The sequence below is a fragment of the Acidovorax sp. FG48 genome (assembly GCF_057809085.1).
This window is the reverse complement of the sequence record NZ_JBMDJH010000001.1, coordinates 493,375-513,997: the sequence shown is the minus strand read 5'-3', so window position 1 is coordinate 513,997 and position 20,623 is coordinate 493,375. Positions and strand designations below refer to the sequence as shown.

Annotated in this window: 16 protein-coding genes; 10 read left to right on the top strand and 6 right to left on the bottom strand. The window is 67.7% G+C overall.

Translation table 11 applies throughout. The annotated features are described in order from the left end of the window. Positions 1 to 12: 12 nt before the first annotated feature. Complete coding sequence (locus ACODSU_RS02365; RefSeq protein WP_488839774.1) at positions 13 to 1,176, bottom strand: GGDEF domain-containing protein; 1,164 nt, start codon at positions 1,174 to 1,176, stop codon at positions 13 to 15. Positions 1,177 to 1,358: 182 nt separating this feature from the next. On the opposite strand from ACODSU_RS02365, the gene ACODSU_RS02360 reads away from it, so the two are divergent. Next, positions 1,359 to 2,240 (top strand): LysR substrate-binding domain-containing protein, encoded by an 882-nt coding sequence (locus tag ACODSU_RS02360; protein WP_488839772.1) that lies wholly within the window; start codon positions 1,359 to 1,361, stop codon positions 2,238 to 2,240. 119 nt (positions 2,241 to 2,359) lie between these two features. On the opposite strand, the gene ACODSU_RS02355 is transcribed toward ACODSU_RS02360, so the two are convergent. Then, on the bottom strand, positions 2,360 to 3,202 hold the full coding sequence (locus tag ACODSU_RS02355; protein ID WP_488839770.1) for a PhzF family phenazine biosynthesis protein: 843 nt from the start codon (positions 3,200 to 3,202) through the stop codon (positions 2,360 to 2,362). Between the two features lie 42 nt (positions 3,203 to 3,244). Further along, positions 3,245 to 3,871, bottom strand: coding sequence for a CDP-diacylglycerol--serine O-phosphatidyltransferase (pssA, locus tag ACODSU_RS02350; protein WP_043565028.1), 627 nt, complete (start codon positions 3,869 to 3,871; stop codon positions 3,245 to 3,247). Between the two features lie 232 nt (positions 3,872 to 4,103). On the opposite strand from pssA, the gene ACODSU_RS02345 reads away from it, so the two are divergent. Further along, positions 4,104 to 6,056 carry an AMP-binding protein gene (locus ACODSU_RS02345; protein WP_488839768.1) on the top strand — a complete coding sequence of 651 codons (1,953 nt, stop codon included), beginning with the start codon at positions 4,104 to 4,106 and terminating at the stop codon, positions 6,054 to 6,056. 94 nt (positions 6,057 to 6,150) lie between these two features. After that, positions 6,151 to 7,149, top strand: coding sequence for a Bug family tripartite tricarboxylate transporter substrate binding protein (locus ACODSU_RS02340; RefSeq protein ID WP_488839766.1), 999 nt, complete (start codon positions 6,151 to 6,153; stop codon positions 7,147 to 7,149). Between the two features lie 88 nt (positions 7,150 to 7,237). Here ACODSU_RS02340 and ACODSU_RS02335 read toward each other — a convergent pair whose 3' ends face one another. Next, the gene (locus ACODSU_RS02335; protein WP_488839764.1) at positions 7,238 to 9,310 is read right to left on the bottom strand and encodes an acetoacetate--CoA ligase; all 2,073 of its coding nucleotides are present in this window, start codon (positions 9,308 to 9,310) and stop codon (positions 7,238 to 7,240) included. Between the two features lie 506 nt (positions 9,311 to 9,816). On the opposite strand from ACODSU_RS02335, the gene ACODSU_RS02330 reads away from it, so the two are divergent. The 3 genes from ACODSU_RS02330 (at position 9,817) to ubiM (ending at position 13,425) form a co-directional block, all read left to right on the top strand. Beyond that, on the top strand, positions 9,817 to 11,397 hold the full coding sequence (locus ACODSU_RS02330; RefSeq protein ID WP_488839762.1) for a BCCT family transporter: 1,581 nt from the start codon (positions 9,817 to 9,819) through the stop codon (positions 11,395 to 11,397). Between the two features lie 145 nt (positions 11,398 to 11,542). Further along, a complete protein-coding gene (locus ACODSU_RS02325; RefSeq protein WP_488839760.1) occupies positions 11,543 to 11,974 on the top strand; it encodes a hypothetical protein in 432 nt (143 codons plus the stop codon). Between the two features lie 179 nt (positions 11,975 to 12,153). Continuing rightward, positions 12,154 to 13,425: a 5-demethoxyubiquinol-8 5-hydroxylase UbiM gene (ubiM, locus tag ACODSU_RS02320; RefSeq protein WP_488839758.1), complete on the top strand. Its 1,272-nt coding sequence runs from the start codon at positions 12,154 to 12,156 to the stop codon at positions 13,423 to 13,425. 100 nt (positions 13,426 to 13,525) lie between these two features. Here ubiM and ACODSU_RS02315 read toward each other — a convergent pair whose 3' ends face one another. Both ACODSU_RS02315 and ACODSU_RS02310 read right to left on the bottom strand, forming a co-directional pair. Beyond that, the gene (locus ACODSU_RS02315) at positions 13,526 to 14,446 is read right to left on the bottom strand and encodes a class I SAM-dependent methyltransferase (RefSeq protein WP_488839756.1); all 921 of its coding nucleotides are present in this window, start codon (positions 14,444 to 14,446) and stop codon (positions 13,526 to 13,528) included. Between the two features lie 175 nt (positions 14,447 to 14,621). After that, entirely contained in the window at positions 14,622 to 15,368 is a 747-nt protein-coding gene (locus ACODSU_RS02310) for a zf-TFIIB domain-containing protein (RefSeq protein WP_488839754.1), read from the bottom strand. 151 nt (positions 15,369 to 15,519) lie between these two features. On the opposite strand from ACODSU_RS02310, the gene ACODSU_RS02305 reads away from it, so the two are divergent. From ACODSU_RS02305 to ACODSU_RS02290, 4 genes are all read left to right on the top strand, one after another. Beyond that, a complete protein-coding gene (locus ACODSU_RS02305) occupies positions 15,520 to 16,809 on the top strand; it encodes a solute carrier family 23 protein (RefSeq protein ID WP_476016483.1) in 1,290 nt (429 codons plus the stop codon). 142 nt (positions 16,810 to 16,951) lie between these two features. After that, positions 16,952 to 18,493, top strand: coding sequence for a succinyl-CoA:acetate CoA-transferase ScpC (scpC, locus tag ACODSU_RS02300; protein ID WP_488839751.1), 1,542 nt, complete (start codon positions 16,952 to 16,954; stop codon positions 18,491 to 18,493). Positions 18,494 to 18,652: 159 nt separating this feature from the next. Next, the gene (locus ACODSU_RS02295) at positions 18,653 to 19,804 is read left to right on the top strand and encodes an ABC transporter substrate-binding protein (protein WP_488839749.1); all 1,152 of its coding nucleotides are present in this window, start codon (positions 18,653 to 18,655) and stop codon (positions 19,802 to 19,804) included. 251 nt (positions 19,805 to 20,055) lie between these two features. Continuing rightward, positions 20,056 to 20,478, top strand: a complete 423-nt coding sequence (locus tag ACODSU_RS02290; protein ID WP_108500132.1) for a hotdog fold thioesterase — start codon at positions 20,056 to 20,058, stop codon at positions 20,476 to 20,478. Positions 20,479 to 20,623: the final 145 nt, after the last annotated feature.

The window sequence follows — 20,623 nt, the reverse complement described above, 5'->3', positions numbered from 1 at the left end:
TGCGCAGCAGCCCTAGCGCCATTCGACGCGGTTTCTGCCCGCGTTCTTGGCCGCATACAGCGCCTCGTCGCTGAGTCCGATCTGCGCGTCCAGGGCCCGGGGGGAATCGTCTGGAATGCCGGCGTGCACACCGACGCTGAGGGTGATCGGCACCATGGCGTTGGCCAGCCGCACGGGCGGCGACTCGATGGCCTTGCGCACATGCTCTGCCAGGCGCAGTGCACCGGCTTGGTCGGTGGCAGGCAAGACCGCCAGAAACTCTTCTCCGCCATAGCGGGCGACCACGTCGGCCTGGCGCAGCCGCTGGCGAATGCGCAGCGCCACTTCGCGCAGCACGGCGTCTCCGGCCAGGTGGCCATAGGTGTCGTTGACGCGCTTGAAGTGGTCGATGTCCAGCATCAGGAAAGCCAGCGGCTCCCCCTGGCGCCGAGCGCGCGCGCCCAGCGCTGGCAGCAGGTCTTGCAGGGCACTGCGGTTGTACAGACCGGTGAGGCTGTCGTGCGTGGCCAGGGCGTGCTGCTGCTCCAGGGCAAATTCCATCTGCATCAGCACAAAGCCCATGCTGTTGACCAACAGAACGGCCATCACCGCAAAGTAGGTCAGCCCCTGCACCTGGCCCGGCACGTTGTAGACCGCATCCCAATCAGACGCCCACACCATGTAAGCGGTACGCACGACCAACGTGAGCACCAAGCCCGCACACCCGGCAATCAGGACCCAACGGCCCGTCAGGCGCCGCTCGACCAGCGCGGGGTCCCAGGCCTGGTACAGCAACATGCCGGCCATCACGCTCTGGATGCCGGCGACCAGGATGTTGCGCCAATGGTCGTCCCGCATGAACAACAGCACCACCACCATGTTGACGGCAAGCGGCAACCACACCAGCGCCGAGCGCACAGGCTGCGCGCGGTGCCGCTGAAACGACGCGATCGCCAGCGTGTGCAGCACCAGCGTCAGGCCGCTGAGCAGGTTGGTTGCCAGGATCGACACTTCAGTCCAGCCGAATGCCCGCAGGCCGAACGCCGGGTAGGACAGCGCGTTGACCACCAGCCCCAGCCCCCACAACGCCAGCCCCCGATGCAAGCGGGCACGCAGGGCCACAAACACGATGGGCAGCGCCTGGGCGGTCGCAGCGGCCATGGTGGCGGCCAGCAAAGTGGCAAGGTCGAGCGTCATGGGCAAGGTGCAGGGGTGAGGCCGACCGCTGGGAGAGGCAGCGTGGGCCATTCGATCCGGGCAGTCTAATGCGCGCCGGGCTGGGATACCTTGATCCGACAAGGCCACAGGGCGCTTTGGCAGCCTGCACCGCTGCGGCAGCAACCGCAGAGCGCCCAACCCCGCATGTGAAAATCCCCCGCATGCCACCCCGCCTGCCCCCGCTGAACGCGGTCCGTGCCTTTGTGGCGGCGGCGCGGCACCAGAGCTTTACCCACGCAGCGCTGGAGCTGCACGTCACCCACAGCGCCATCAGCCGCCAGATCAAGGCGCTGGAGGCCCACCTGGGCGTGGACCTGTTCGAGCGCAAGACGCGGCAGGTGCTGCTCACCGCAGCGGGCCACCAGTTTCACGCGCAGGTCGGCCCTGCGCTCGCGCAGATCGGCGCCGCCGCCCAGGCGCTGCGGGGCGACGCCGGGCTGCGCAGCGTCAAGATCAATGTGCGGCCCAGCTTTGCGGTGCGCTGGTTGATCCCCCGGCTGCCCGGCTTTGTGGCCCAGCACCCGGACATCGAACCCCAGGTCATCACCAGCACCCTGGCGCCAGACCATGCCACCGAAGCCTTCGACCTGGCCCTGCGGCGCGGCCCGCGTGGATGGCCGCCGGGCATGCAGGTGCAGCCGTTTCTGGAGGACGAGGCGCTGGTGGTGGGCGCGCCCGCCCTGTTCGCCCAGCGCCCGGCGACACGGCCCGAGGCGCTGTCGGCCCATGTGCTGCTGCTGTCCAAATCGCGCAGCAAGGACTGGGAAGGCTGGAAGAAGCAGGTGAACGCGCCCGCGCTGCAGCCCGCCAGCTGCCTGCAGTTTGACCACCTGCACTTTGTGCTGCAGGCCGCCCTGGACGGGCTGGGTTTTGCCGTGGCCCCGGTGTCGCTGATCACCCACGACCTGGCCTCGGGGCGGCTGGTGTCGCCGCTGCCCAGTTTGCGCCTGCCGCTGACGCGGCACTACCTGGGCATGGCGCCGGACCCATCGCCGGAGACGCTGGTTTTTGTGCAGTGGCTGCAGGACGAAATCAGCGCCTGAGCGGGAGGCCGGGCCGGGAGTACAAGGCCCCCACGTGCCCGTTTTGCCCGATTTCTGCACAAATCGGGCGGTAGCGCTAGTGCATCATGCGCTAACAGCTATATTTTCAATAGCAGAACTCATTCGCTGTCATCCATCCACCGCGCCGTGCCCGACACGCGGATGGAGCTGCCGGGCGCGGGCCCGATCTCGGCCCGCAGTCGCGAACGCATGCCCATGTCCTCGCCTTGCACCACATCGATGGCGCCGCCGTGCGGCCAGCCCAGGTCACGCAGGTAGCCCGCCAGCGCGGCGGTGGCAGCGCCCGTGGCCGGGTCTTCAAGCACGCCACCCGAGGCAAAGGCGTTGCGGGTGTGCAGCAGCCGGTCGGACTCCACCCACACCAGCACGATGGTGACCAGCTTGGCGTTCACCATTAGCGTGCGGCCCGCGTCCAGCGCGTAGTGCATGGCCGCCAACGCCGCACGGCTGCGCAGGGCCAGCACCAGGTGGTCCGCACCGCCGTGGATGAGCGCGGGCGGTATGCGCGGGTCCAGATCGGCCGCGCTGAGGCCAAACAGGGCCAGCGCATCGGCCAGCAGCCCAGCAGGCACAGGCCCGCTGCGCGTGGGGGGCGACTGCAGCGCTGCCTGCACCAGATCGCCCGCGCGACGGCCTTCGACCGTGATCTCGGCCTGGCTCAGCGACAGCGCAAACACGCCGTCGCCCTCGCGCTGCGCGAGCGCGGCACCCAGGGCAATCGTGGCGTGGCCACAAAACGGCACCTCGCTCTCGGGCGCAAAGTAGCGCACGCGCCAGCGGCCATCGCCCAGCGGGGCGGCAAAGGCAGTTTCAGAAAAGCCGACCTCGGCAGCAATGCGCTGCATGTCAGCAGGATTGGGGAGCTGTTCACCGATCCACACACCGGCGGGGTTGCCGCCCTGGGTGCCGTCGGAGAACGCAGCGATTTTTTGAAGTGCCATGGGGTTCAACGTGCAGAAACAGGGGACGCCCCCGCGAGTGACTCAGAGCTTGGGAATGCGAATCCGGCTGATCATCAGCGACCCCGACAGCGCAAACAGCAGCACCAGTGGGTGCAGCGTGAAGCCGCCGATCAGCAGCTTGCCAAACCACAGGTTCTCGCGCACCGCACCCAGCCAGGCGGCCAGGGCCAGCAGGCCCACCAGCACGATGGAGGTGGGGATGGGTGTGCCCTCGAAGTATTTGACCTTGCCGTCGTCGCCCGACAGCGTTTCGGCGGTGACGTTGTAGCGCGCCAGGCGCGACACGCCGCAGGCCACAAAGTAGGCCAGCACGATGCGGTCGTACAGGCCCTGCATGCCGCAGCCATAGGCAATGATGGCCGGGGCCACGCCGAACGAGATCACGTCGGCCAGCGAGTCCAGCTCGCGGCCCATGGCCGAGCTTTTCTGGCGCCAGCGGGCGATGCGGCCGTCCAGCACGTCAAAGATCAGCGCGGCCAGCACCAGGGCACATGCAAAGTACACATGCACCACATTGCTGGTCTCCAGGTACGACATGACCGAGAACAGCGCGCCCACGCCGCAGACCGCGTTGCCCAGCGTGAACCAGTCGGCAAGGTGGAACTCACGGATCATCGAAAAACGTTTGGGCGGTTGCGGAGTGTTCATGGAGGAAGGGCGCACGGCGGCGCGCGCAGTGGCAATCAACAAGGTCCATTATGGGTGTGCCGCATCGCAGGGGATCGTTAACCCTCTCTGACATCTGCGTGACTGCTTTTGCGCGGACACACAGACAGACTGTGGCCACGCGGCGGGCGCGGCAGGGTAGGACGATGCCGCATCCGCCCTGTGACTGACCCGACCTCCCCCACAAGACCCGAGATAAGACCCGAGACACGCCATGCGCCTCCCTCAGATGCCCCCGCTCCACCTGCCTTTTGCCCCCGGTGCCCCGGTGCGCAGCCTGCAGGCTGTGCAGCGGATCGAAGCCCGCCCCCTGGCCGAGGCGCTGCCGGTGCAGAGCACCTACGAGATTTTTGTGAACTCGGCGGCAGCGTTTGGCGACAAAACGGCGCTGACCTTTCTGCCCACCGCCGACCCGGCCGCCGAGCCCATCCGCTGGTCGTACGCGCAGCTTCTCACCGGCATCCACCAGACGGCCAACCTTCTGCACCACCTGGGCGTGGGGCCTGCAGACGCCGTGGCGGTGCTGCTGCCCGGCTGCCTCGAATACCACCTGGCCCTGTGGGGCGGCGAGGCCGCAGGCATTGTGCAGCCGCTCAACCCCATGCTCACCGACGAGAAGATCGCGGCCATGATGACCTTGGCCCGGGCCAAGGTGCTGATTGCCTACGGCGGCGAGGGCGACCTGGGCTACTGGAGCAAGGCCCTGCGCCTGCGCGCCCTGGTACCCACCCTGACCACAGTGCTGCGCGTAGCCCCATACGACGAGGCAGCGGGCGCAACAACCGCCCTGCCCCCAGGCATGCTCGATCTGGCCGCGCGCCACCAGCACCCGGGCGACCACCTGGTAAGCGGCCGCCGCATTGTGGCCACTGACATCGCCGCGTACTTCCACACCGGCGGCACCACCGGTGCGCCCAAGCTGGCCCGCCACAGCCACGGCGCGCAGGTGTTCACCGCCTGGGGCAGCGTGCAGATGCAGGGCATACGGCCCGAGGACGTGGGCATCAACGGTTACCCGCTGTTCCATGTGGCGGGAGTGCTGCCCGGCTCGCTGGCGGCGCTGTCGGCAGGGGTGGAGACCATCATCCCCACCACCGGCCTGTTCCGCAACCGCGAGGTGATTGCGAACTACTGGCGGCTGGTGGAGCGCTACCGCTGCACCTACCTGTCCGCCGTGCCCACGGTGCTGGCAGCGCTGGCCAATGTGCCGCTGGACGGGGCCGACATTTCCACCCTGCGCTACTGCCGCACCGGCGCGGCCATCCTGGCGCCCGAGCTGGCGGCGCGGTTCGAGCGCCTGTTCAACCTGCACATCCACGAAAGCCTGGGCATGACGGAGATGGCGGGCATCTCCACCATCACCCCACCGGGCGTCAACGCGCCCGCAGGCTGCGTGGGCTGGCGGCTGCCGTACACCCAGCTGCGCGTGGTGGCGCTGGATGCGCAGGGCAACGCGTCGGACCAGGACCTGCCGCCCGGCCAGCCGGGCATGGTGCTGTTCCAGTCGCCCAACCTGTTCTCGGGCTTCCTCGACGCAGCCGACACGGCCAAGGCCTTCACGCAGGACGGCTGGCTGGCCACCGGCGACCTGGGCTTTGTGGACGACCAGGGCCGCCTGCACCTGAGTGGTCGCTCCAAGGACCTCATCATCCGCAGCGGCCACAACATCGACCCCAAGGTGATCGAAGACGCGCTGGGCGCCCACCCCGCCGTGCAGCTGTGCGCCGCCGTGGGCGCGCCCGATGCTTATGCGGGCGAGCTGCCCGTGGTCTACGCCACGCTGGTGCCCGGTGCACCGGCTGTGACCGAGGCCGAACTGCTGGCCTTCACCGCCGAACGCGTGGACGAGGCCGTGGCCCGCCCGCGCTGGGTGCAGGTGCTGCAGACCATGCCCGTGACCAACGTGGGCAAGATCTACAAGCCCGATCTGCGCCAGCGCGCGGCCTGCCACACGGTGCAAGCGCTGGTCGATGGGGTGTGCGGACAAGCCACGGACGGCCTCCGTCCCCAGGTACAGCCCGAGGGCGACAACGCCGTGCGCGTGACCGTGGCCCCGGGCCCCGACGCCGACGCGCTGCAGGCCCGCCTGCGCGAAGTGCTCGCGCCCCTGCCCCTCACCGTGCGCGTCACCACCGGCCCCGCCCCAGGGAGCCCCCAGACCGCATAAGCCCATGGCGTGACAGCCAGGCTCCGGCCCACCACCATGTCTGGTGGAGCCAGTTCGATTTCTCATTGCTAATAACCACGACAGGAGACAACGCATGCCCTTCCCCCTGACCCGCCGTTCCTGGCTCGGCGCTGCCGCGCTGGCCGCTGCCACCGCCTGCACCGGCACCGCCGCCTGGGCGCAGGCCGCCTATCCCAACAAGCCCATCAAGGTGGTGGTGCCCTTCGCCCCCGGCGGCGCCACCGACGTGCTGGCGCGCGTGCTGGCCGAGAAGATGGCCGTGGGCCTGGGCCAGCCCATGGTCATCGACAACAAGCCCGGCGCGGCCGGCATCATCGGCACCGACGCGGTGGCCAAGGCCGCACCGGACGGCTACACCCTGCTGCTGGCGCTGAGCAATTCGATGCTCACCAACCAGTTCCTGTACACCAAGCTGCCTTACAGCCCCGAGAAGGACATCGCGCCCATCTACCAGATCGCCATCGCGCCCCTGGTGCTGGTGGCCCACCCCAGCGTGCCGGTGGCCACGGGGCCTGAGCTGCTGAAATACATCGCCGCCAACAAAGGCAAGGTGGCCTATGGCTCGTACGGCACGGGTGCCTACCCGCACCTGGCCGGCGCGTACATGAGCCAGTCGCAGAACGCCGACATGAGCCACGTGGCCTACCGGGGCGAGGCGCCCATGGTGCAAGACCTGCTGGGCGGGCAGATCCAGATTGCCTTTGCGAGTGCACTGCAGGTCAAGGCGCACATCGACGCCGGCAAGCTCAAGGCCATTGGCGTGAGCGGCGAGCGCCGCATGGGCACGCTGCCCAATGTGCCCACACTGGGCGAGCAGGGCCTGAACGACGAGGCCTACCGCGTGGCGGGCTGGCTGGCGTTTGGCGCCCCCGCAGGCACACCGCCCGCCATCCTGGAGCGCATTGCGGCCGAGGTGCGCAAGGCCACCGAGCATCCCGATGTGGCCCAGCGCATCACGGCCATGGGCTTTGACGTGCAAAAGAGCTCACCGGCGTTGTTCACCGCGGCCATGAACAAGGAGCGCCCGGTGTGGGAGCGGCTGATCAAGGCATCGGGCGCGAAGCTGGACTGACCCCCTGGGGCACAGCGCGCCTCGGTGCCGCACGAATCCTTGCATCCAAACAAGGCGCTAGCGCTTATTCAATAAACGCTAGCAGCTATTATTTTTGGAGCGAACTCGCCCGCTGCGCCGCAAACGCCACGTACCAGTCCAGACACCCCGGGTTGGCCATCGCGTCCTTGTTGACCACCTTTTCGATGGGCTGGCCCAGCAGCAGTTTCTTGATGGGCAGCTCCTGCTTCTTGCCGCTCAGCGTGCGCGGCACCTCGGCCACGGCGAAGATGTCGTCAGGCACAAAGCGTGGGCTCAGCGCCGTGCGCACGGCGCCGTTGATGCGCGCACGCAGGGCGTCGTCGAGCGCGTAGCCCGGGCGCAGCACCACAAACAGCGGCATGTAGCTCTCGCGGCCCAGGTACTCCAAGTCCACCACCAGGCTATCGAGCACTTCGGGCAAGGCCTCCACCGCGCTGTAGATCTCGCTCGTGCCCATGCGCAGGCCGTGGCGGTTGATGGTGGCGTCGCTGCGCCCATAGATCACGCAGCCGCCGTTGGCGCCGATCTTGAGCCAGTCACCGTGGCGCCACACCGCACCCATGCTGGCGGGGCCGTCGCCACCGCCCGGCTGTCGGCCGTGGCCTGCGGGGTACATGTCGAAGTAGCTCGACAGGTAGCGGCTGCCGTCTTTGTCGCCCCACAGGTAGAGCGGCATCGACGGAATCGGCTGCGCGCAGACCAGCTCGCCCACCGCGTCCTGCACGGGCCGGCCCTCGGTATCCCAGGACTCCACGGCCGCGCCCAGCATGCGGCATTGCATCTCGCCGGGCACCTGGGGCATCTCGCGGTGGCCGCCGATGAAGGCGCCGCAGAAGTCGGTGCCGCCGGAGATGTTGTTCCACCAGATGTCTTTGGTACCCAGCGCTTCAAACTGCGCCGTTCCCCACTGCTGCACCTCGGGCGACAGTGGCGAGCCCGTGGTGCCCAGCGCGCGGATGCTCGTCAAGTCGCCGTAGTCACCAAGGCTGATGCCCGCCTTCATGCAGTTGGCAAAGAACGCCGCGCCTGCGCCGAAGAAGGTCACGCCCGTCTCGGCCGCAAAGCGCCACAACACGCCCCAGTCGGGGTGGTCCTTGCTGCCACCGGGGTTGCCGTCGTAGATCACGCAGGTGGTGCCCGACAGCAGGCCGCTGAGCTGCGCGTTCCACATCACCCAGCCGGTGGAGCTGTACCAGTGGTAGCGCTCGCCAAAGCTGTTGGGCTCGTAGCTGCAGCCGATGTCGTTGTGCAGCACCTTGAGCTGCAGCGCCACCAGCACCGTGCCGCCGTGGCCGTGCACGATGGGCTTGGGAAGGCCGGTGGTGCCGCTGGAGTAGACGATCCACAGCGGGTGGTCAAACGACAGCCACATGGGCTCGAAAGCCGTAGTTTCAGCATTATTTCGGGCGGTAGCGTTAGTCCAGCTTGCCCATCCAGCTATCGAAACAGAAGCATCCAGATTACCGAGCAGCACCGCATGCTGCACGCTGGGCAGGGCCTCGCGCAGCTCGGCCAGCACACCCGTGCGGTCGTGGTCGCGCCCACCGTAGGTCACGCCGTCCACACCGATCAGCACCTTGGGCTCGATCTGCCGGAAGCGGTCGAGCACGGCATGCGTGCCCATGTCGGGCGCGCAGATGCTCCACACGCCGCCAATGCTCACCGTGGCCAGGAAGGCGATCATCGCCTCGGGCACGTTGGGCAGGTAGGCGGCCACGCGGTCGCCCGGCATCACGCCCTGGGCCTGGAGGTGCAGCGCCAGCGACGCGACCTGGCGGCGCAGCTCGGGCCAGCCCAGCTCGCGGTGCTGGCCCTTTTCATTGCGGCTGATGATGGCGGGCAGGCCTGCGGCGTGGGCCGCGTCCACATGCCGCAGCGCCTGGCGCGCGTAGTTGACCTGGGCGCCAGGGAACCATTGCGCGCCGGGCATGGTGTTCTTGGCGAGCACGGCGGTGTGGGGCGTGGGCGACTGCAGGTCAAAGTAGTCCCACACGCTTTGCCAGAACGCATCCAGCTCGGTGGTGGACCAGCGCCACAGCGCGTCGTAGCTGTCGAACTGCAGGCCGCGCTGGTCGCGCAACCAGTTCTGGTACAGGCGGATCTGGGGAATGTAGGGCGGGGTTGTGTGTGTTGTCTCCATGGCGACGCAGCGTACCAGCGGGCCCATCCACTGACCATGCTGGCACGTCTCCAAATTGACAGCGTCCCTGCGCTTGACTGCGGTATTTCCCGCGGCCGTGGTGGGGTGTTACATAAAATTGCGGCTTCTCCCTCTCTGCGTGCAGCTTCTTTGCTGCCTGACGGCCGCCTTTTCTGGCGCGTTCGTCCGCAGGTAAACCGCCTTGCCGCGCCACCGCTGCGCGCATCGGCATGGAGGCATCCGTACCCGGTCACCCGGGTGTGCGTGGGCTTCCAGGGCCACGCATTGCTGCGTCGGGCCCGCCTTTTTTTCGTGATGTGTTTCGGCACGCTCCTGTCTGCGCCCTTGGCTGCGCGTTGGCGCGCACCAGGCAGCCGGGAGGCCGCCTTTCGTCGTCTTTGGCCGACGGAGTCTGCCGGGTTTTGCCGCTGGTACTGAACAGCGCACGGGTGCCTGATAAGCGACCGGCAGCACATCCTTTGTTGATCTTCGAGAAAGGTGACCCCATGGAACTTCTCATCTCGGCGGGGCTGATCCTCGCCATCGTGCTCTGGGGCGTGGTTGCGCCCGATTCGCTGGGCACCGTGTTCGACACGGCCCTGGCGGCCATCACGCGCAATTTCGGCTGGTTCTACCTGTGGGTGGTGCTCGGCCTGGTGGTGATGGCGCTCATCCTGGCCTTCAGCCGCTATGGCGACCTGAAGCTGGGCCAGGAGGACGACGAGCCCGAGTTCTCCATCGGCGCGTGGTTTGCCATGCTGTTTGCGGCGGGCATGGGTATCGGCCTCGTGTTCTGGGGTGTGGCTGAGCCCATTTCGCACTACGGCACGCCGCCGCCCGGCATCGCGCCCAATACGCCCGAGGCTGCCAACGCAGCCATGCGCTACAGCTTCTTCCACTGGGGCCTGCACCCCTGGGCGGTGTACAGCATCGTCGCGTTGGCGATCGCGTTCTTCCAGTTCCGCCGTGGCGGCTCAGCGCTGGTCAGCACGGCGGTGATGGCGCTGCCCTGGGCGCCGCTGCAGCGCATCGGGCCCGTCGTGAACATCCTCGCGGTGATCGCCACGGCCTTTGGCGTGGCCGCCTCGCTGGGCATGGGCGCGCTGCAGATCAACAGCGGCCTGGCAGCCACGATGGGCGTGCCGGTGAACGAGGCCTGGCAGGTGGGCATCATCGTGGTGACCACGGTGCTGTTCCTCACCTCGGCCGTGTCGGGCGTGGCACGCGGCATCAAGTGGCTGTCCACCATCAACCTGGTCATGGCCGCACTGCTGGCGCTGGCGGTGTTCGTGCTGGGCCCCACGGTGATCATCATCGACAGCTTCACCAACACGCTGGGCAGCTACCTGAGCGAGTTCGTGCGCATGAGCCTGCGCATGACGCCTTTCCGCGACAGCGGCTGGGTGAGCGGCTGGACGGTGTTCTACTGGGCCTGGTGGGTGAGCTGGTCGCCCTTTGTGGGCCTGTTCATCGCACGCGTCTCGCGCGGGCGCACGATTCGCGAATTCATCCTGGGCACCGTGCTGGCGCCCACGCTGGCTGCATTTGTGTGGTTCTCGGTGTTCGGCGGTACGGCCCTGCATCTGGAGATCATGCAGGGCGTGCCTCTGTCGGAAGCCGTCAAGGCTGATGTGTCCACCGCACTTTTTGCCATGTTCAACGCGCTGCCCTGGGGTGCCGTGATGTCGTTCGTGGCCACCGTGCTGGTGCTCGTGTTCTTCGTCACCTCGGGCGACTCGGCCACGCTGGTGCTGGGCATGATGAGCACCGGCGGCAATGAGAACCCGTCGGCGCGCGTCAAGATCACCTGGGGCGTGCTGGTGTCGGGCATCGCCATCAGCCTGCTGCTGGCCGGCGGCGTGAAGGCGGTGCAGACCGCCACCATCGTGTTCGCGCTGCCGTTCACCGCCGTCATCTTGCTGATGGCGCTGGCACTGTGGCGTGGCGTGAAAGCCGACTGGGAAGCCGACGACCGCCGCGACCGCGCCCTGCGCCGCCGCATGCGCGAGATGGTGGGCCCAACGCACCACGCAGGCCACCCGGCCGCCGCCGACACCTCAGCGCCCGGGCCAAACGCTCCACGCTGACGGAGACTGGCCCTCCCTTGCGGCCGGCGTGGAGATGCGGTCTGACACACAACCGCCCCCAGCCGGGGGTGAAGGTGCGTCTATCATCCGCAGCCACATTGGTGGTGCGGCAATGGGCCGCAACACATCCTCGACGTCGCTGCCCATGAAAATGCTCTTGTCCGCCTGGCCCGCCCTGGCCCTGTTGTTGCCCGTGCTGTGGCTGGTGTCGGTCATCGTGTTCCTGACCAAGGGCAACCGGCGCGCGGTGGCGCAGCTGATGGCCTTGCTGGCGTGTTTTCTGATCGGTGCGCTGCTCATGGAGTTCTTCACCTTCATGGGCGCGCTCATGGCCCGCTCGGGCAGCCAGCACGCCACGCCCACGCTAGGCACCGGCACGCGCCAGTTGCTGGAGACCATGGCCAACCCCCGCTCCATCACCGCGCCGCCGCTGTCGCTGGCGGCTTGGGCGGCGTACAGCATCCCGGCGGGCTACCTGTGGCTGCTGGTGGCGTGGGTGCTGCACCTGCGCGGCAAGAAGGCGGGTCCGGCCAAAAAGAAGTCTGCCAAAAGCCCGCGCAAGGCCGCCAAAGACTGAGTTTTATGGGTTTTAGCCCCGAGGCGCTAGAACTATATGCCTGAGTAGCTATTGTTTGGATAGCAGTACCACACCGTGGCTTGACGCAGGGCAAAGCGTGCCCCAGCCCGCCCCCCCACAATGGCGCGCGGCCTCCCCGCCCCGGGGCGGGCACCTTGTCACCCTGCATTCCTCCCGCCATGACCACCCACCACAGCGACGTCCTCATCGTCGGCGCAGGCCCGGCGGGCCTGTCGCTGGCCATCTCCCTGGCGCAAGCCGGGTTCTCCGCCACGGTGGTCGAGCAGCAGAGCGACAGCACGCTGGCCGCGCCCGCGCCGGACGGCCGTGAGATCGCGCTGACCCACCCCAGCCACGACACATTGCAGCGCCTGGGCAGCTGGGGCCTGCTGGCCGCGCATGAAGTGGGCACCATCTGCGAAGCCCAGGTACACGACGGCCCGCTGGGCCAGCACAGCGCGCTGCAACTGAACACCCCGCAGACCCCGGAGGGTGCAGCACTCGGCGCGCTGGGCTTCATCGTGCCCAACCATGCGCTGCGCCGCACCGCCTACGCCGTGGCGGCGCGCACGCCGGGGGTGCAGCTGGTCACCCAGGCCCAGGTCACGCGCGCAGCCACGCTGGCAGGACATGCAGAGCTGGACTATGTGCCGGCCGGTACCGCTGGGGCGCCAGCCCAACGCCTGACGGCCCCGCTGCTGGTGGCCGCCGACAGCCGCTTTTCGGCCACGCGCCGCCAGCTGGGCATCGGCGCGCAGATGACCGACTTTGGCCGCACCGTCATCGTCTGCCGCATGCGTCATGGCCTACCCCATGGCAACGTGGCCCACGAATGTTTTGGCTACGACCGCACGCTGGCCGTGCTGCCCCTGCCCGATGACCCACAGGCAGGACATGCGCTGTGCTCGGTCGTGGTCACGGCGGGCGCAGCCGATGCGGCAGCGCTGATGGCCCAGAGCCCCCAAGCCTTTGCCGCCCAGGTGCAGGCCCAGTTCAACGACCGGCTGGGCCACATGGCGCTGGTGGGCGAACGCCACGCCTACCCGCTGGTGGCCGTGTATGCCCAGCGCTTTGCGGGCCACCGCTGCGCGCTGCTGGGGGATGCCGCCGTGGGCATGCACCCGGTCACGGCCCATGGCTACAACTTGGGCCTGGCAGGGGTGGAGCGGCTCACGGCCGCGCTGGTGAGCGCGCGCCAGCGCGGGCAGGACATTGGCAGCGCCGACGCCCTGGCCCCCTACGCCCAGGGCCACCACCGCCACGCCTGGCCCATCTACCAGGGCACCAACGCCATCGTGCGCCTGTACACCGACGCCCGCCCGGTGCCCCGCCTGCTGCGGCAACTGGTGCTGCAGGGCGCGCGGCGCCTGCCACCGCTACAGGCGGCCATCGTGGGGCAGCTGACGGGCAAGGCGCCCCAATGGATGCGCGCACTGACGCTCAGGCCGTAGCCAACCTCTGCAACGGGCGCGCCCCACGCCAGCGCCACCGTGGAACTGGCTGTGCCAGGCCACCGGTGGCGTCCCCCTCAGGGGGAAGACGCGAAGCGGCTCAGGGGGAGCCGTCCCTTACCCCCAGCGTGGCCAGGCCATACAGCGGCGTACCGAGCCAGGGGCGCCACCACATGTCCATGGCAATACCGGCCCAGCCGTAGCCCTCCGCCACGCTTTGCTCGCGCAGCAGGTGCAGGCGCGGGTGCACGGCCGCCAGCTCTGCCATGCGGCCGACACCCCACCGAAACTCCGCGCCCGTAGGCCCCACGCTGGCGTGGCGGGCCGCGCAACCCACGGCCCGGCGCGTCATCACGTCCAGCACCATGCGCGAGCCTGGCGGCGCATGCTGCGCAAACTCGGCCAGCACAGCGTGCACCTGCGCGGGCGGCAGGTACATCAGCACGCCTTCGCACACCAGCAGCACCGGCGTGGCGCTGTGCTGCGTGGGCAGCCCCAGCCGCTGCCACCAGCCGGGTTGTGACAGGTCCAGATCGGCGTGGCGCGTGCGCGGGCACGGCGGGGGCAACAGCGGCCGGCGCAGCGCCATCACCTCGGGCAGGTCGGCATCGAGCCACTGGTTGGCCCCCCCGTCCAGCCACTGGAAATAGTGGGTCAGCCCACACCCCAGGTTGACGCCCAGGGCCTGCGGGTGCGTGGCAAAAAAGGCGCGCCCCGCCTCCTGAATGGCCCGGGTGCGCCACAGCACATGCAGCACCGTGTGCAGGTCGTCCAGGGTGCTGTTCACATCGGCATCCAGCCGCGCCAGCAGCGCCGGGGCCACGGCATCGTGGCAGTCCAGCCAGGGGAAATAGCGCCCCCCATGGGCACGCGCCGCCAAAGGGATGAGCAGGGTGCTGGGGACGGGCGGCAGCTGTGCGCGCTGCAGTGGCAGGCTGACAGCGCAACGGGTCGCGCCCTCTGATGGCGCAACGCTGCGCGGCGGTCGGACAACACGGCGTCGGGCAAGGGACTGCGGCACGGGGCGCTCCTCCAGTGGCAGCGGGCGCCACGGTTGGGTGGAATGCGGGGGCCCAAGGTCAGGGCAAGGGCCTGCGACCATTCTGAAGGGTCGGCCCCAGTCTGTCGTGAATGACCGCAGCGCGTACTGCGGTATGTCAATGCGCTGGCGGGCCCCTCAGCACGTGTTCACGTTCTCAGTCCTTCATCAGCGCCCACACCAGCGCCACCCCGGCCGACAGCAGATCGCCGGTGAACGAGTGGTCATTGGCGTCGCTGCTGGCCGTGGTAAATGCGCGCTTCTGGCGCTCGCGCTCGGCCCGTGCGCGGTCGCGCTCCAGGGCCACCAGGGCGTCACCAATGTCCACGGGCGATGCTGGCGCCGCCGGGGCCTTGGCGCTGGCGGCGGCATAGCCCTCCATGGCGCGCACCACGGCCTGGGGATCGATGAGGGAGAACGCGGCGCGGCAATAGGGACAGGCGTGGTCTTTGCGGATGTCCACGGGCGCACCGCAGCTGGTGCAGTAGATGGCGCCCACGCGTTGGGCCAGGTCGTCGATCTCGGGGCGCGTCATGTGGCGCACAAAACCCTTTTCGACCATGAAGGACGAGAAGCTGCTGAAGCGGCCATGCTGGCGCCCGCAGCGGTAGATCATGTAGCGGCCGCTGCGCACCACGTCGAAGCCTTTGGCCAGGCTGGTGTTGCAGCGCGGGCAGGCCATGCTCTCGGCCAGGGGCTGGTGCTGGTCGGTGCGGTGCTCGTGCAGCAGGCGGAACAGCTCGACCACCGACTGGGGCGAGAGCTTGAGGTTTTCGTGCCGGTCAAACCACAGGCCCTGGCAGGCAAAACAAATGTCCAGCTCCAGCGTGTGCCCCTGGTTGCTGGTGAACCGGTGCGCCTCCATGGGCTGGCGGCAAGAGGGGCAGGACGGCTGAGGGTGCATGGCGGCGGTGCCTGTGGCAGGCAGAGCAGAGGTTGGCGCAGATGCTAACCCGGCACAAAGCGGGTGGACGCCTGGCAATTGACGCGCAGGTTCACGGCAAGGCCATCCCCATCCACTAGCATTCGCGCCTCAACAACAAGGAACCAACAAGATGGGATTCATGAACTGGCGCGTGAAAAGCGCTGAGGTGTTGCAACAAGGCGGCGTGATCGCGCCGGACGAGCGGCTGCCCTGGCCGCAGACGGCGGTGATGGGCGTGCAGCACGTGATTGCGATGTTTGGCGCCACGGTGCTGGCGCCCATCCTGATGGGCTTTGACCCGAACGTGGCCATCCTGATGAGCGGCGTGGGCACGCTGATCTTTTTCCTCGTCACCGGCGGCAAGGTGCCCAGTTACCTGGGGTCGAGCTTTGCGTTCATCGGCGTGGTGATCGCGGCCACGGGCTATGCGGGCAGCGGGCCCAACGCCAACATTGGCGTGGCGCTGGGGGGCATCATTGCGTGCGGCCTGCTCTATACGCTCATTGGCGCGCTGGTGCAGGCCATTGGCACAGGCTGGATCGAACGCTTCATGCCGCCCGTGGTCACCGGTGCCGTGGTGGCGGTGATCGGCCTGAACCTGGCGGGCATCCCCATCAAGAACATGGCGGCCAGCAACTTTGACAGCTGGATGCAGCTGGTGACCTTTGTGAGCGTGGGCCTGGTGGCCGTGCTCACGCGCGGCATGGTGCAGCGCCTGCTGATTCTGGTGGGCCTCATCGTGGCGAGCATCATCTACGCGGTGCTGACCAACGGCCTCGGCCTGGGCAAACCCATTGACCTGTCGATCCTGGCGAATGCTGCCTGGGTGGGCATGCCCAACTTCGCCGCACCGGTGTTCGAGGCCAACGCCATGCTGCTGATTGCACCGGTGGCCATCATCCTCGTCGCCGAGAACCTGGGCCACATCAAGGCCGTGACGGCCATGACCGGCCAGAACCTGGACCGCTACATGGGCCGCGCGTTCATCGGCGACGGCATTGCCACCATGGTCAGCGGCAGCGCGGGCGGCACGGGCGTGACCACCTATGCAGAAAACATCGGCGTGATGGCGGCGACCAAGATCTACTCCACCGCCGTGTTTTTGCTGGCCGGCGTGTTTGCGCTGGTGCTGGGTTTTTCCCCCAAGTTCGGCGCGCTGATCCAGACGATTCCGCTGCCGGTGATGGGCGGCGTGTCCATCGTGGTGTTTGGCCTGATCGCGGTGGCGGGCGCCAAGATCTGGGTGGACAACAAGGTGGACTTTTCGCAGAACAAGAACCTCATCGTGGCGGCCATCACCCTCATCCTGGGCACGGGCGACTTCACGCTGAAGTTCGGTCAGTTTGCGCTGGGCGGCATCGGCACCGCCACGTTCGGGGCAATCCTGCTGTACGCACTGCTCAACCGCAAAGCGGCGTAATCTGTGGATGTGGCCCGGCCTGATGGCATTTGTAAGGGTTAACCCTTAATTTGTAAGGAACGAAGGCTAGCATCCTGGGTTTTGTCCACAGGGCCATCCGCTCACCGGGCGGGTGGCCTTTTTCTTTTTGCGGAGTTTGTTCATGTCCCTGGCCGATCGGGTGCTGTACCCCGACTTTCTCTCCCGCACCATGACCGCCGACGAGGCGGCCGCCCTGATCCCCGCCGGTGCCCATGTGGGCATGAGCGGATTCACCGGCGCGGGCTACCCCAAGGCCGTGCCCGGCGCGCTGGCGCGCCACATCGAAAGCCTGAACGCGCAGGGCCATGGCTTCAAGATCGGGCTGTGGACGGGCGCCAGCACCGCGCCCGAGCTGGACGGCGCGCTGGCCCAGGTGGACGGCATCGAGATGCGCCTGCCCTACCAGTCCGACCCCACGGTGCGCCGCCAGATCAATGCGGGACAGATGCAGTATGTGGACATTCACCTCTCGCATGTGGCGCAGTTTGTGTGGTTTGGCTTTCTGGGCAAGCTGGATGTGGCGGTGGTCGAGGTGGCGGGCGTGTTGCCCGACGGGCGGCTGATCCCCTCGTCCTCGGTGGGCAACAACAAGACCTGGCTGGACCAGGCCGACAAGATCATTCTGGAGGTGAATGCCTGGCACAACCCAGGTCTGGAGGGCATGCACGACATCTACTACGGCACCGACCGCCCCCCCCACCGCAAGCCCATCCCCATGACGCGGCCCGACGAGCGCATTGGCGAGCCCTACCTGCGCTGCGACCCGAACAAGGTGATTGCGGTGGTGATGACCAACCAGCCCGACCGCAACAGCGTGTATGCCGCGCCCGATGACACCTCCAACCGCATCGCGGGCCACATCATCGAGTTCCTGCAGCATGAGGTGAAGAAGGGCCGCCTGCCCAAGGACCTGCTGCCGCTGCAGTCGGGCGTGGGCAACATCGCCAACGCGGTGCTGGCCGGGCTGAACAACGGCCCGTTCGAGAACCTCACGGCCTACACCGAGGTGCTGCAGGACGGCATGCTGGACATGCTGCGCTCGGGCACGCTGGCTAGCGCCTCGGCCACGGCGCTGTCGCTGAGCCCCACAGCGATGCAGGACTTCAACGACCGCATCGAGTTCTACAAGCAGCGCATCGTTTTGCGCCCGCAGGAGATCAGCAACCACCCTGAGCTGATCCGCCGCATGGGCCTGATTGCGATGAACGGGATGATTGAGGCCGACATCTACGGCAACGTGAACTCGACCCACATCATGGGCTCCGCCATCATGAACGGCATCGGCGGCTCGGGCGACTTTGCGCGCAATGCGTATCTGTCGATCTTCATGACTCCGTCGCTGGCCAAGAACGGCAGCATCTCGTGCATCGTACCCATGGCCTCGCATGTGGACCACACCGAGCACGATGTGCAAATCCTCGTCACCGAACAAGGCCTGGCCGACCTGCGCGGGCACTCGCCCTCGCAACGCGCCGAGATCATCATCGACCGCTGCGCACACCCGGACTTCCGGCCCGCGCTGCACGACTATGTGGCCCGCGCCAAGCGCGGCGCCGTAGGCCAGCACACACCGCACCTGCTGAACGAGGCGCTGTCGTGGCACCAGCGGTATGTGGAGACGGGCAGCATGCGCGCACCTGCAGGCCCTGCCAGCGCTGCTTAAAGCGGTCCGTGTTGGGCCTGCAGGCCTTTGACAGCCAATTGGCAGCCTGGGCAGATAAAATCAGGGTTAACCCTAGGTCTATCGACCTCCCCCTGTCCACCCCCCACCAGCCCCCATCCGGGGCTGGTGGCTTTTTTGCCTGCGAGTTTTTTTGTGACCATGCAACGCCGTCAGTTCACCCAATCCCTCGTGGCCGCCAGCGCCGGCCTGCTGCTTGCCACCTCGTCGCGCGCCGTCGGCGTGCAAGACCCCATGGACGCCAAGAGCGTGACCATTGGCTGCTCGCTGGGCACCACCGGCGCCCTGGCCAGCCTGGGCAAGGAACTCAAGCAAGGGCTGGATGCGGGCATTGCGCAGGCCAACGCCAAAGGCATCCACGGCCGCGAGATCAAGCTGCTGGCCCTGGACGACGGCTATGACGCTGCGCGCTCCGAAGACAACGTGCGCAAGCTGATTGCCGATGCCAACGTGGTGTCGCTGATCTCCTGCATGGGCACGGCCAACAACCAGCGCATCCTGCCGCTGGTGGACGAGGCGCAGATCCCCTACGTGGCCCCGCAAAGCGGCGCCACCTCGCTGCGCAAGGCCGAGTACCGCTCGGTGTTCCACGTGCGCGCCAGCTACACCGACGAAGCCCAGCGCCTGGCGCAAAAGCTGGTGTCCATGGGCATCACCGAGCTGGCCGTCGTGTACCAGGACACCGCCTTTGGCCGCGAGTTTCTGGCCGATGTGACCAAGGCCATGGCCGCCGCCAAGCAGCCCGCACCCAAGGCCTTCAAGCTCGACGCCCAAGGCGCCCAGGTGGCCGACGTGGTGGGCAAGGCCGTGGCCGCCAAGCCCAATGCGGTGCTGCTGGGCACGGCAGGCGACATCACCGCCACGCTGGTCAACGAGTTCAAGAAAGTGTCGCCCAGCACGCCGCTGGCCGCCACCAGCGTAGCGCTGTCGGGCGACAACCTGCGTCAGCTGGGCGGCAAGGCCTCGGGCATTGCGCTGTCGATGGTGCTGCCCGACGCGGCCCGCACCAGCTTTGCCGTGGTGCGCGACTACCAGAAGGCCATGCGCGCACTGGGCTACCAGGAGTTCTCGGCCCGCAGCTTTGAAGGCTATGTGAACGCCCGCGTGCTGGCCGAGGGCCTGGAGCGCGCCGGCCGCGACCTGACCCGCGCCAAGCTGCGCAACGCCCTCGCAGGCATTCGCAGCAACGACCTGGGCGGCCTGTCCATCGACTACGCCAGCGGCGCGCCGTATGTGGGCTCGCGTTTTCTGGACCTGGGGGTGATGGGCGCCAACGGGAAGTTTGTGGGCTGAGGCTAGGAGCCTGTCGGACTTGGAGCGTCGATAGCGAGAATCGGCCCCAGCGAGGACAGTTTTTGCCGGATTTGCAGACCCATAGCCCAGCTATGGGGCAAAAAGACGGTAAAAAATGGACCGCTGCGGCCGATTCGCAGCCGACGACTTCCAAGTCGGACAGGCTCCTAGGCGCCTGCGGCACAGGGCGGGACCACAGGCATTGGCACAATCAGCGGCTTGCACTGACTTGGCCCTGCCCCGTGACCACCATGCCCATCTGGAAAAAACCCATCGACCTGGCCCTGCTGAAGGCCGCCAACCGCAACACCGCCGTAGAGCACCTGGGCATTGAGTTTGTCGAGGTGGGTGACGACTTTCTGCGCGCCCGCGTGCCGGTAGACCACCGCACCATCCAGCCCTTTGGCCTGCTGCACGGCGGCGTCAGCGTGGTGCTGGCCGAGTCCATGGGCTCCACCGGCGCCTACTACACCCTGCCGGAGGGCTACCGCGCCGTGGGCCTGGACATCAACGCCAACCACCTGCGCTCTGCGACCAGCGGCTGGGTGACGGGCACGGCGAAGCCGGTGCACATTGGCCGCACCACGCATGTGTGGCACATCGATCTGCACAATGAAGCGGGTGAGCTGACCTGCGTGTCACGCCTCACCATGGCGATCCTTGCCCCCCGGTAGGGGTCATCCCCCTCCTGAGCGGCTTCGCCGCTTCCCCCTTCTCTCGCATCGCTAGCGCGCTCCGGGAAGGGGGACACCGCCAGCGCGGCGGGGCGGCCCTTGCGCGGCGGTCCTGGTCTGGCAACGCGCCCGTGGCAAAAGCTGG